This is a genomic window from Companilactobacillus suantsaicola (genome assembly GCF_004745525.1).
In the GTDB taxonomy this organism is placed as follows: domain Bacteria; phylum Bacillota; class Bacilli; order Lactobacillales; family Lactobacillaceae; genus Companilactobacillus; species Companilactobacillus suantsaicola.
Genome location: NZ_RKLY01000004.1, coordinates 68,179 through 80,890 on the forward strand (window position 1 = coordinate 68,179; position 12,712 = coordinate 80,890).

9 protein-coding genes are annotated in these 12,712 nt (G+C 35.8%); 6 read left to right on the top strand and 3 right to left on the bottom strand.

Annotation, left to right across the window (positions count from 1 at the left end):
* The first annotated feature begins 27 nt into the window (after positions 1-27).
* The 3 genes from pyrR to EGT49_RS02510 are packed head-to-tail and all read left to right on the top strand — an operon-like array spanning position 28 to position 4,053.
* Complete coding sequence (gene pyrR / locus EGT49_RS02500) at positions 28-555, top strand: bifunctional pyr operon transcriptional regulator/uracil phosphoribosyltransferase PyrR (RefSeq protein WP_135371387.1); 528 nt, start codon at positions 28-30, stop codon at positions 553-555.
* A gap of 28 nt (positions 556-583) precedes the next feature.
* Positions 584-1,672, top strand: a complete 1,089-nt coding sequence (locus EGT49_RS02505) for a carbamoyl phosphate synthase small subunit (RefSeq protein WP_135371388.1) — start codon at positions 584-586, stop codon at positions 1,670-1,672.
* Positions 1,663-4,053, top strand: a complete 2,391-nt coding sequence (locus tag EGT49_RS02510; RefSeq protein ID WP_135371389.1) for an ATP-binding protein — start codon at positions 1,663-1,665, stop codon at positions 4,051-4,053. Before EGT49_RS02505 ends, EGT49_RS02510 begins: the two co-directional genes overlap by 10 nt.
* 23 nt (positions 4,054-4,076) lie before the next feature.
* Here EGT49_RS02510 and EGT49_RS02515 read toward each other — a convergent pair whose 3' ends face one another.
* Positions 4,077-5,735 (bottom strand): Rqc2 family fibronectin-binding protein, encoded by a 1,659-nt coding sequence (locus EGT49_RS02515; RefSeq protein WP_135371390.1) that lies wholly within the window; start codon positions 5,733-5,735, stop codon positions 4,077-4,079.
* Between the two features lie 136 nt (positions 5,736-5,871).
* Between EGT49_RS02515 and EGT49_RS02520 the strand changes: the two genes are divergently transcribed.
* Together EGT49_RS02520 and EGT49_RS02525 are read left to right on the top strand one after the other, a co-directional pair.
* Positions 5,872-6,738: a DegV family protein gene (locus EGT49_RS02520; RefSeq protein ID WP_135371391.1), complete on the top strand. Its 867-nt coding sequence runs from the start codon at positions 5,872-5,874 to the stop codon at positions 6,736-6,738.
* A gap of 130 nt (positions 6,739-6,868) precedes the next feature.
* Positions 6,869-8,119 (top strand): CAP domain-containing protein, encoded by a 1,251-nt coding sequence (locus EGT49_RS02525; protein WP_135371392.1) that lies wholly within the window; start codon positions 6,869-6,871, stop codon positions 8,117-8,119.
* A gap of 57 nt (positions 8,120-8,176) precedes the next feature.
* On the opposite strand, the gene EGT49_RS02530 is transcribed toward EGT49_RS02525, so the two are convergent.
* On the bottom strand, positions 8,177-8,977 hold the full coding sequence (locus EGT49_RS02530; protein ID WP_135371393.1) for a MerR family transcriptional regulator: 801 nt from the start codon (positions 8,975-8,977) through the stop codon (positions 8,177-8,179).
* Between the two features lie 129 nt (positions 8,978-9,106).
* On the opposite strand from EGT49_RS02530, the gene EGT49_RS02535 reads away from it, so the two are divergent.
* The gene (locus EGT49_RS02535; RefSeq protein ID WP_135371394.1) at positions 9,107-11,617 is read left to right on the top strand and encodes an excinuclease ABC subunit UvrA; all 2,511 of its coding nucleotides are present in this window, start codon (positions 9,107-9,109) and stop codon (positions 11,615-11,617) included.
* A gap of 257 nt (positions 11,618-11,874) precedes the next feature.
* Here the strand turns inward: EGT49_RS02535 and EGT49_RS02540 are convergent, their stop codons facing one another.
* Positions 11,875-12,462, bottom strand: a complete 588-nt coding sequence (locus EGT49_RS02540) for a site-specific integrase (RefSeq protein ID WP_135371395.1) — start codon at positions 12,460-12,462, stop codon at positions 11,875-11,877.
* Between the last annotated feature and the right edge of the window lie 250 nt (positions 12,463-12,712).

A 12,712-nucleotide genomic window follows, 5' to 3' on the forward strand; every position in this document is an offset into this window, starting at 1 on the left:
GAGTGCTTTTTTGAAAGAGGGAGAAAGATGGCTAAAGAAATTATTGACGGTCAAACAATGACACGTGCTTTGACCAGAATTACGTATGAAATTATTGAAAGAAACAAAGGAATTGATGATTTAGTTTTAGTCGGCATCAAAACACGCGGTGTCTTTGTAGCTCACCGAATTGAATCACGTTTGAAACAACTCGAAAATATTTCTATTCCAGTTGCCGAATTAGATATTACCCCTTATCGTGACGATAAAACACATGAGGAAAAGGATATTTCTAAAGTAAAGACAGAACCTTTAGATATCGATATCAATAACAAACACATTATTTTGACTGATGATGTACTTTATACTGGTAGAACGATTCGTGCAGCGATGGATGCTTTGATGAGTGCTGGTCGTCCTAAGAAAATTTCACTAGCTGTCCTAGTTGATCGTGGGCACCGTGAACTACCAATTAGAGCCGATTTTGTTGGTAAGAATATTCCAACCTCTCAAAAAGAAAAAATTAAAGTTTCGATGAAAGAAATCGATGGCGAAGATAAGATTGAAATCGAGTAATTATTTATTATTGAGGAGTTGCTAAACTATGAAACGTTATTTAATTTTAGAAGACGGAACCGTTTTTCCCGGTGAGGGATTCGGGTCTTCTATCATTACTACCGGACAATTGGTAATATCAAATAATCGAACTGGAATTGAACAATCAGTCACTGACCCTAATTCTGAAGGTCAAATTATTGTTTTTACAATTCCATCAGTTGGTAGCTCAGGTATTAATCGCGATTTTTATGAATCAATCAATTCACAATGTAAAGGTGTTGTTATCGGTTCGTCTAGTTTGTCAACAGTCGACAATTCGGTTTCTTTTGAAGACTGGATCACTAGTTTAAAGATTCCCGGAATCAAAAACGTTGATGTCAGAGCTTTAGCAACCCACATTGCTGAACACGGTGAAATGAAAGCTAGTATCATGGATACTCACGATGAACATGCCATCGATCAGATCAAAGCTTTAGTTTTACCGCCAGATCTAGTTAAAAGAGTTTCAACAAAACAATCATATCCTAATCCCAATATGGGCTTAAAAATCGTCATTGTTGATTTAGGATTAAAGTATTCAATTTTACGACAATTATCTTATCGAGACTGTAATTCGGTAATCGTTAATTACAATTCAAGTATTGAAGAGATTAAAAACCTCCATCCCGATGGAATCATCTTTTCGAATGGACCTGGAGATCCAAAAGATCTCCCCAATGTGGTGACAGTTATCCAAGCCTTACAAAGAAAGTACCCGATTATGGGAATTGGTCTCGGTAGTTTGTTGATTGCATTGGCTAACAAGTGCGAAATTGAAAAGTTGCCAACACCACATCACGAGTCATCACTAGCTGTGAAAGAAGTCGCCAGTGGCAAAATTGATTTCGTCAATCACAATCACTCATATACTTTGGATCAAAAGTACATCGGTTCTTCAGATTTTATTGTAACTAATATTTGTGTTGCCGATGGAACGATTGAAGGAATTCGGCACGAGTATTTACCAATTATGGGTGTTCTCTTTGAGCCAGAAGCTGCCCCAGGGCCAACTGATGGTTATTATGTTTTTGACGAATTCATCGATTTAATTGAATCAGTCAAACAACAGGAAGGGGATAGAAATCAATGGAATTAAACGATATTCATAGCATTTTAATTATTGGACCGACTATCAGTGACAAGAACGTTGATCTATCGACAGCGCTTTATGACTCAGTTGATATTTTGCATCAACTAGGTTATAAAATTTCTATTATTGTTGAAGATCCAACATCATTGTTATCAGCTGGACACTTTTTTGACAAAGTTGTTGTTGAAAAAGTCAGCGGTGAAAATGTTTTAAAGTTTGTTCAAAAATACCACCCTGATGCTATCTTACCAACCGTTGGTGACCGAAATGCCTTAGGAATCATTTCTAGTTTGAATGGGAAAATAGGCAACACAAGGATTTTGGGTGCCAATTACGCTTCATCACTGGCAACTTTCAAGCGTGATTTGTTTATCAAGAAACTTAACAAAGCTCATTTGCCCGTGATCAATTTCATTTCTTCAGATGACGAAAAAGAAATTTACAGTTTCATTCGTTCGATTGGTTTTCCAATCATTGCTAGACGGCGCTATTCAAACCGTCACTCTAGTGGTTGGACAAATATCAACAATCTATTCGAATTGGACAATTTCATGGCTGTAGAGGACTTAAAAGACACCAAGATTGAAATTGAACGTTCGATTCGTGGCTTTAGTGAGTATTCATTTACTATCGTGCGCGACAGATTTGATAATTCAGCTTTGATTGGAACGATTGAAGACATTGAACCAATTGGTATTCATCATTTGGATTCCAACTTGATTTCACCAGCAATCTCATTGAATGACTCAAAATTACAACGTTTAAGAAACTATTCGATTAAATTAGTTCGGTCATTTGACATTGTGGGAGTCTGCACGGTTCACTTTGCCTACAACCACGTTACTAATGAAACGTTTATTACCGAGTTTATTCCCCGTTTGAGTGAAGAAACTAAGTTCTTAGAGTACGCAACCAGTTATCCGATTGCGACCGCAACAGCTGAGATCTGTGTCGGTTATCAATTGGGTAAACTACAACTTGATGCTGGAAACTTTTTCAATGGTGCGACTGAACCATTTGTTGACCACATTACCTCGCGCTTTCCGCAATGGAACACACCTGGTCAAAAGTATCTTGGACCTAGTAAAACTTCCAATTCCAGTGTGATTGTCAATGGCTTTAGTCTTGAAGAAGTTCTCAACAAAGGGGTTTTGAATGATAAATTAAACAACAATTTTAGTCGTTATGAGCAATTACGTAAATTAGACGATGATGAATTGTTTGAAAAAATCATTCATCCTACTAATTGGATGTTAGATGTGCTCTTAGAAGCTATGCGCAGAAACTTTGAGAAACCAGTTCTTTCCGAAATCACTGGTATCAATATGCCTTATTTAACTGCCTTGCAAAATATTATCAATAACAATTTGATCATTCGTGAAGGTGAGATCGACGGTCAAAATGTCGAACGAATGGTTGAAATGGGTATCAAAGGTGTTGGGCACAGTAAGTTATTGCTTGATAGTCCAGATATCGTTACTAAAAGCGTTGTGAAGAGTAAATCGGCTATCTCAGTTGCAAATAAGAATTACGGTAATAATAATTATTTTGTTACCAGCGGAATCACAAATGATTTGAAGCTCAGTGATCGTAAGAAAATCGTTGTTCGCACACCGATCATTACTTCAAAAACTGATGTCACGATTCGGCAATTTGTCTTATTCCAATTGACCAAGTCGATTGACCAGAATGGACTAGAACCAATTATTATTGGTCGTGAACCTTGGAACGCTCCGTTGGCTATGCGTAGAAAATTGATTGAAATTGACGATCCGCATATGGAAATGAAGTCCTTGAATCTCATTCCGAGTGACAGTATTTTGAACATTATCGATTTATCAAAAAACCTGATCGATACTGACGACAAGCGAGTCTTCCAGTTCAGTGCTCAGGAATTAAAAAATATTGGCTTAAAAGGTGATACTGTTGCTCGGGTGATGGTAATTACTGACGGCAATAATTTCTTAGTCCCTTCAGTAATTTATCGTACTAAGCGCAATAACCATCTTTATGAAGTCAGTTCAGTTAATAATTTCATGCAAGTGGAAACATGTAATCAATTTGCTAAATTGATCAAACAGGAACTCGAAGATGAGACTGAAGTTGCTATTTATAATTTTGAATTGATTTTACAAAATGATCATTGGCTTGTTTCGAAAAAATATCGGGGGATGACTAACGATATTATTCGTCACGAATTAGCCAGCTCAGTGCACGTTATCGATACCTTAGTTAAATTATTATTAGGTAATAAAATCGATGACGATATGCCTTTGGACAAAATCTTTAGTAATTACGACGAGGATTATCTTTTAACGATTGACGACAAACGTTATAAGTTATTAGACAAAGAAGGTATGCAAAAAGCGATGAATGAGCTCAAATAAAAAAACGCCAAATTTGGCGTTTTTTATTTACTCTTTAATTCGTTCACTAATTGACGATCAGGGTCGACTAAGATAGTCTTTTGACCTTCAAAGATGACAAAGCCAGGCTTGGCTCCATTAGGTTTACGAATATTTTTAATTTGAACATAATCAACCGGAACTTTAGATGAATCACGTGCTTTTGAATAGTAAGCGGCGATTTGAGCAGCTTCAGTAATTGATTGTTCATCAGGATGACTGTCTTTTAAGATTACATGAGAACCAGGAATATCCTTAACGTGGAACCAGTAGTGATTCCTTTGAGATAGCTTCATCGTTAACTGGTCGTTTTCAAGGTTGTTCTTACCAACAGTAATATCCAATCCTGAAGTTGTTTTGAAATCTTCTCCGACATGTTTCTTGCGTTTCTTACGGGCATTCTTGCGCTTCTTTTTGATATAACCAGCATCGATCAATTCATCAACGATTCCGTCAACATCTTCAATATCAACATATTCTAATGAAGCTAAAACTGATTCTAAATAGTTGACTTCATTAGTAGTGATTTCCAGTTGTTCTTTAATATGAGGAATAGAGTTTTGCAATTTACGATACTTCTTATAATAATGTTGAGCATTATCAGAAGGTGAGTATTCCGGATTCAACTTAATTTTGACTTCTTCATTGTTGTAATAGTTTGTCAAAGTAATCGAAGTACTACCGCGTTGGACTTTGGACATGTAAGTCGTCAACAATTCTCCATAAAGATTGTACTTGTTCATTACATCGGTTTGTTGTAATTGCTTGTTTAACTTTTTGATCTTAGATTTATCTTTTTTCAAGATAATATCGAGTCGATGAGTAATACTCTTGGTTTGATTCTCGATTCGATCCACACGGGCCTTGTCTAAGTAATAGTTATCAAGCAAGTCACTTAAACTAGCAAAATCTTTGACCTTGGTTGTCGTATACTTGAACTCAATTGGAAAGAAGCCTAACTTTTTCTTTTCATTTGAATTAGCAGTATTTGGCATTGGGTGATGGCTATAAAGATCAGTAAAGTCACTCAAAGTTTTGCCATTGGCTAGAAATTCGGATAGTTCCGCTGAAGTATCTAAGCCAATTCCTTCATACTTCTGACGTAATTCACTTGCTGAAAGTGTTTCCGCCAATTGTTCAGTGAAGGGATTCAACTTATTTTGTGCGGGTGGCAACTTGTAATCATCGCCGGGTAAGAGCCCACGAAAACTATTATTTTCTGGAGAAACTCGCTTGATCAAGTCGATAATTTTATTATTTTCTTTATTGATCAAAAAGATATTACTGTGACGACTCATTATTTCAATAATAACGGTATAGTCGTGAATATCTCCTAATTCATTTTTGGCACTGAGATCAATCATGACGATCCGGTCATTGTTCAATTGTCGAAAATCTTGTACGATGGCACTGGTGATATATTTTCTTAAGGACATCACGAATGTCGAAGGTTTAGCAGGATTTGCGAACGGTTGTTGAGTAATTTGAACTCTCGCATATGAGGGATGGGCGGATAAAAGTAATTGTTGATTCTTGCGATTACTTCTAATCGTTAAAATTAATTCGTTAGCGAACGGCTGCTGAATTTTGGCAATACGTCCACCACGTAAATTTTGGTTCAGTTCGTCTACCATAGCATGGGTAAACATTCCGTCAAAAGACATATTTGACTTCCTTTCTAATAATACCTGAGAATTTCTGAAACTTTTAATCTGTAACAAATATAAACTTGATTGAGTATGATATAATCTAATGGTTATACAATCATTATACGTAACCAAACAAGGAATTGATAAATTTATGAAAATAGCCATTGTAACAGATAGTACATCTTATTTGCCACAAGAAATAGTCGATAAATATAATATAACAGTTGTACCGATAGAAGTAGTCTTTAATACGAAAACTTATCGAGAAGATATAGATATTTCTACATCAGAATTCTATAAACTCCTCCAGGATTCGCCTGAACTACCTTCCACAGCACAACCTTCAATTGGTGAAATGATGAATATTTACGATAAATTGGCTAAAGAAGGCTATGATACCGTAATTTCGATTCATTTGGCGAGTACTATTTCTGGATTTGTAAACAATCTCAAGAGCGCTGCACAAACAATTGATAACATCAACGTTGTCGTTTATGATTCACATATTACTGTACGCTTAATGGGCTATTTAGCACAAGTCGCAGCTGAAATGGCTCAAGAAAATAAGCCACTGGACGAAATCATTGCCCGCTTGGACAGTTTAAGAAACTCAATTGGTGAATCTTTTGTCGTTAACGATTTGAAAAACCTAGTAAAAGGTGGAAGATTATCAAATACTTCAGCTGTAATTGGGACTATGCTAAATATTAAACCACTCTTAGAGTTTGATGATGAAAGTCATAAAATTGTTGCTTACGACAAAGTACGCTCAATGAAAAAGGCTAAGTTAAAGGCGGAAGAAAAACTTGCTAAAGCTATGGCAAGTACAGATTATCCATTACGATTACTAGTAATTGATGCTGATGATAAAACTGATGGTGATCAATGGGCTAGTGAATTGAAAGAAAAATATCCTGACGTGACACTAGACAGATCATATTTTGGACCAGTTATTGGAGCTCATTTGGGTAAAGACGCCTTGGCAATCGCCTGGATTAGAGATTTTGACAAATCTTAATATAAAGCCGTAAGGCTTTTTTATTTTACCGGAATATTATAAAATATTAATTATAATCAAAGTTTTATTAATAGAGTTTATGAGTTAAAATAGGTGTAACCATTATCTTCACAAGGAAAAGGGGAGTATCATGTTTTCTAAAACTAAGAAAGTAGCAATACTACTAGCCGCAAGTGCGCTTCTAGCCACTAGTTTTGGGGGGAATGTCGTTTACGCTGACGAAGCTAATGCGACTGATTCAACCAATACAACTGATGTTAAAAACGACACGACTGTTTCTACTGCTACAAATACTAATAGTGATACAAACAACCAAGTTGTTAAGCCATCATCAAGTTCAAGCAATAATTCTGACAGCCATGTAAGCGAATCTACTAATTCAGCAACTGCTAAAACGCAAGCTGCTTACAGCAATATCGATATTATGGCTGTTAAGACTGCCATGCTAAATGAATTAAATCGTCTTCGTGCTCAAAATGGCTTAAACGCCTTGAGTTCAGTCACAGAATTGAACAACTATGCTCAATCAAGAACTGACAGCTTCACCAAAACTGGTGTTGATAACCATGCTGGTTGGAATTCAGCCAACATGTATCCATATTATCTAGATGCTGAAGAAAATATCGCTCAAATGCCATATTCAATGATCGGTACTACAGATCCAACTATCATTGCGGAAAAGATCACTCATGAATTTTACAGTGAGACATACGATCCAGAACCTAATTATGGTCACCGTAAGAACATGTTGAATCCGTACATCGAATACGTTGGAATTGGTGTTTCTGTTGGATCCGACGGCATGATTTATTTCTCACAAGAAATGGGTAATAATCAAGAATCACACAGCAAATACAATGCCAGCGATATTTATGCTTACTACTTAACTAATGAAAATGATTATGCTAATGTATCTAAATATGATTTAGCCGATGGTAATCGTAAAAATGCTGACTATGTAGCTCGCGATAATTATCAAGTTGCTGACGTTCGTGGTGGTGTTACAACTAAAGATCAAAAGACTGTTATTTATGACCGCAATGGTAACAAGCGTGTTGACCTTGCACTAGCTCCAAATACTTCATGGGCTTCTGATATCATTGCCATTATTGATGGTAACTTCTACTATCATGTATGTACTAACGGATTCGTTTCAGCCAAAGATGCTTTGCCATGGGCTAGCTTTTTATCAGGTACAACCGTAACAGCAACAACAAATGCAAAAGTTTATGATGATAATGGTTATTATACAGGTAAGACAGTTCCAGCTAAATCAGCTTGGATCGTTGATCGACGTGCGGTAAATCCATCTACTAAGATTAAGATGTATCGTATCGGTACTAATGCCTGGATTCAACAAAATCAATTAGTTAGAAATTAATATATAAAAACTAGAGAATTTTTTAATGATTCTCTAGTTTTTTTTTACTTAATTTTTTTAATTACGAATGCCATATTCAAGCCAACCATATTTGGAAGCGCCAGTTTCAACAAATTCATTGTTGGTATTGATTTGCCATAGATTGTCATCAACCTTTAAGTCGTTACTGAAGCAGAATTTTTTCAAAGAGGTTAATCCAAAATTGATACCTTCTTGGTTATTTCTAACTAAGATACAAGCATAGTATCCAGCCGGCTTAGTGATGATTGGTAAATTAACTTGCTGTTTGCCCGTGACTTCCTTAATGACTTGAAAAGAAGCATTTGGATATTCATTAGGATTATCTACAGTTAAGTCAGTAAGGAATCCAGATTGACTATTTTCCATAATTGCTAAATTATCTAATTGTTTATAAAAATCAGAAAATAATTGGGCAACCTCATCGGCAGTGCAACCGACAGATTTAATTGAATTCCAAAAGCTGTGCTTTGACAATTTTTTTATGGCCGGTTCATAAAGATGTTGTTCGTCAATAAAATCATGTTTTTTCACCTTTTGATTAAGGACTTTTTGAATCCTTAATAATTCAGAGATTTTCTTATTGATTTTTTCCTGTGTATTAGCCAATAAAGTCTCCGAAGTAGTGGCTGAATTTTGAATTTTCTTTATGTCATTCAAGGGAACGTCTAAATTTCGCAATCCCAAAATGAATAATAAGTCATAAAGTTGGTCGTAATCATAGTAACGATAACCGTTGTCACTGCGATGATTGGGTGTAAAAATGCCTTGTTCATCGTAAAAAATCAATGTTCTTCTGGTCGTATTGGCTAAATTAGCCATTTCACTAATCTTTAACATCGAGATACTCCTTTTGACAAAAATCTACTTGACTGTAACGCAACTGTATAGTTTACACTAATTATACAATTAGGCAATTATCAAATACCAATGAAACAATTAAATTATCTTATAAATAAGAGGGATTACATGAATAATAAAATTGAGGTCCGTGGAGGTAAAGTCAACAATCTTAAAAATATCAATGTTGATATACCTTTAAACAAATTTGTTGCGATTTCTGGTCCATCAGGATCTGGGAAGAGTTCACTAGCGATGGGAATTTTGTACGCTGAGGGATCCCGTCGTTATCTGGAAGCTTTATCTACTTATACTAGAAGACGTATCAGTCAAAGCAAGCGTTCAGATGTTCAAGAAGTCAGACACATCCCTTCAGCAATAGCTTTACGCCAACGTCCGGGAATTCCTTCAGAAAGATCGACAGTTGGTTCAATGAGTGAAATCTTTAATGTCGTTAGATTGATTTTCTCACGTTTAGGATCAACTGTTTGTCCAAATGGCCATCGAATTGAGCCTAGCTTGAAGATTGCTCAAGCAATGGATTTACCTGGAGAACGAATGGGTGTGATCACCTGTCCAGTCTGTGGAGTTCAATTTATGGCAAAAGCCGCTGAAGATTTTGCCTTTAATTCTGGTGGAGCCTGTGTTCAATGTCATGGTACCGGTAAAATCCGCAGTTTAGATGAAAGTAAATTAATCGGGGATGAATCGTTGACTCTCGACGAAGGTGCGGTTGCTTCTTGGCATTTACCAGGTAGAAATTTTATGCCCACTGTGGCAGCCACTTTAGGCGTCCGGACTGATGTTCCATATAAAGATTTAACTGATAAAGAAAAAGATATCGTCTTACATGGTGAGAAAAAGCAGTATTCAGTTGATTTTCGAACTTCAACGGGACGCGTTTTCCATACTGATAAAACTCTTTATGAGAATGCTTATGAAGCTGTTTATGAGTCACTGAAGACTGTGAAGAGTGAACGTTCAATCAAAAAGATCAATGAATTTTTCCATTTCTCAGTTTGTCCAACTTGTCATGGAACTCGCTTGAATCCTGAATTGTTAACGCAAATTGTTGGTCAAAAAAATATCGCTGAAGTTTCTGATTTAACATTAGGTAAATTGGAAGGTTGGGAAAAGCAGACTAAAGCAGAGCTTCCTGATGAAATGCAGGCTATGGCCCGAGTTTTATTTAAAAATCTTCGAGAAACTTTGCAGCCGCTATTAGATTTAGGCTTAGATTATTTAACTTTGTCCAGAAATGGAAACACTTTGTCGACTGGTGAATTGCAACGAATCCAGTTAGCCAAGACACTTCGAACAGAGACAACTGGAGTACTCTATGTTTTAGACGAACCATCAATTGGATTACATCCCGATAATGTTAAAGGATTAATCAATATTTTTCGAAAATTAATTGCTCAAGGAAATTCACTGGTCGTAGTTGACCACGAAGTCGATATTATCAGTGCCGCCGATTGGGTAATTGAAATTGGTCCAGGTTCTGGTGATGCTGGAGGAAATATTATTGCCCAAGGAACACCCGAAGAACTAACCCATGACAAAAATTCGTTGATTGGACCTTTCATTTCCGGTCAAACTAATATCATGCATGAAAAAGTTTCTTCAATTAAAAATTCCGAAAAACTAACGACAAACTTTGAAGTTGATGATTACTTTAATCTACACAATATTTCTGCTTCGATACCAGGCAACAAGATTACTGCAGTAACTGGCTTTTCTGGTGCTGGGAAAACTAGTTTGATTTTAGACAGTTTAGTTCCAGCTATTGAGGCTAAAGAAAAGAAACAACATTTGCCAAAACAAATAAAGCAATTAGATACCAAATTGAGCCACGTCGTCAGCATCGATGCTAAACCAGTTGGGAAGAATACCCGCTCAAGTTTAGCAACTTATACGACGATTATGGATAATCTAAGAAGGATGTTTGCTGATTTACCGGAATCAAAAGCTAAGAAATATACGATTTCTTATTTCTCATACAACAGTAAACAGGGAGCTTGTGAGCACTGTGGTGGAATTGGAAAAATTTCTTTAGACATTCAATATTTGCCCGATATGGTTGAAGTTTGCCCATACTGTCACGGCAATCGTTTTAAAGACGAGATTCAACAGATTCGTTGGCACGGGTATTCAATCGTAGACTTATTGAATTTGTCAGTGAAGGATGCCTTGAAAGTCTTCGAATCAGTTCCGAAAATTGAAAAGCAATTAAAATTGTTGGATGAAATTGGTCTTAACTATTTGCATTTAGGAGAAAGCACTCCGGAATTATCTGGTGGGGAAGCTCAACGTTTAAAGTTAGTCAATCACTTGACCGGAAAGCAAAACAAGACCATGTTTGTCTTTGATGAACCATCGGTTGGACTGCACCCAATTGACGTTCAAACATTGCTCGGGGTCATGAACAAATTGAAGTCTCAAGGAGCAACAATTATCATCATTACGCACGATCTTGATTTAATGACCAACGCTGACTATCTGATTGACCTCGGTCCAAAAGGCGGAGCTAATGGTGGTAAATTAATGGCGGCCGGCGAACCAATGGAACTTGTCAAAAATTCAAATAGTTTAACCCTCGATTACTTGAAGGAACATTTCCAAAAGTTTGATTTGATTTAACAAATAAGGTTTTAAAATAAAGGAATATATTCGTAAATCCTAAAACAATAGCAAAAATCATAATTTAATTGCTGATTGGAAATTTAAATTTGAAGCAACTTGTTTTAATTTATGTTATGTAACCTTGATAAATGCAAACTTATTAATTGTGTAAAACAGGATTCAGCATTAGAAAATCTAATTAATAAAATTAAAAAAAGCAAACCAAAGAAGAAATATTTTGGTTTGCTTTTTGATTTGGTTAAAAATTAAAAATACTAGCCGAAATCTATTTGATCTAATATCGCTTCACGTGATTCTTGATCCAAACCCAAATAGGCTAGTGTCATTTGTTGACTGCTATGATTCAATAAACGCATCACTAAACCAATATTGTAGTTTGATTGAACATAAACACGATAAGCCCCAGTTTTTCTCATCGTATGTGTTCCCAGATAATTAATATTCAACAAATCACCAGTCTTAGCCATCACTTTATAAAACTGCTTTTCTGTTATGTGTCGCTCTGGTCGTTGCATTGATGGGAATAACCACTCAGAATTCACTTTATTCTCTAATAGCCATTTTTGATAAATCAATAAATCACGAGTGATCGGTTTCAAGTATAAAGTATTGGGCTTTCCGGTTTTTTTATCATGAATAAAAGCCGTTTTCTTTAATTCGTCATAGTCATCAAAAACATCGTCATATTTCAAAGCTAAAACATCAGAGACCCGAAGTAGGGTAGCTTTGCCGGTTTGAAAGATTGTATAATTTCTGCGACCATATTTAAAATTTCGTAACAACGTATCTTGAACTTCACTTAAAATGTTACTGTCTTTAATTGGTAAAACTAGTTGTTTCATTTTTTCTCCATTCAGAACAATTAATGATGATTTTAGAGGTTAATTACTTAAAATAGCGGTTTAATAGGCTTCTTTAATGTGGGGGTTATTATTTAGAATACTAGATAAATAGACCTTTGTTATTAATTGTAATTTTTTTGGCTTGCTACGTCAATGTTTTATAGGGGCTATTTATTACAAATAACCCCTGTTTCGGCAATAAAAAGGTCATTTTCCCAAATGTTAATTCTACGGTCGAGTTCATTTTCTA

What these genes read in the sequence shown, in the direction of transcription:
- EGT49_RS02525 (WP_135371392.1), top strand. Translation starts at nt 6,869, where the DNA reads ATGTTTTCTAAAACTAAGAAAGTAGCAATACTACTAGCCGCAAGTGCG.
- EGT49_RS02530 (WP_135371393.1), bottom strand. Translation starts at nt 8,977, where the DNA reads ATGTTAAAGATTAGTGAAATGGCTAATTTAGCCAATACGACCAGAAGA.
- EGT49_RS02510 (WP_135371389.1), top strand. Translation starts at nt 1,663, where the DNA reads ATGGAATTAAACGATATTCATAGCATTTTAATTATTGGACCGACTATC.
- EGT49_RS02535 (WP_135371394.1), top strand. Translation starts at nt 9,107, where the DNA reads ATGAATAATAAAATTGAGGTCCGTGGAGGTAAAGTCAACAATCTTAAA.
- EGT49_RS02505 (WP_135371388.1), top strand. Translation starts at nt 584, where the DNA reads ATGAAACGTTATTTAATTTTAGAAGACGGAACCGTTTTTCCCGGTGAG.
- EGT49_RS02515 (WP_135371390.1), bottom strand. Translation starts at nt 5,735, where the DNA reads ATGTCTTTTGACGGAATGTTTACCCATGCTATGGTAGACGAACTGAAC.
- pyrR (WP_135371387.1), top strand. Translation starts at nt 28, where the DNA reads ATGGCTAAAGAAATTATTGACGGTCAAACAATGACACGTGCTTTGACC.
- EGT49_RS02540 (WP_135371395.1), bottom strand. Translation starts at nt 12,462, where the DNA reads ATGAAACAACTAGTTTTACCAATTAAAGACAGTAACATTTTAAGTGAA.
- EGT49_RS02520 (WP_135371391.1), top strand. Translation starts at nt 5,872, where the DNA reads ATGAAAATAGCCATTGTAACAGATAGTACATCTTATTTGCCACAAGAA.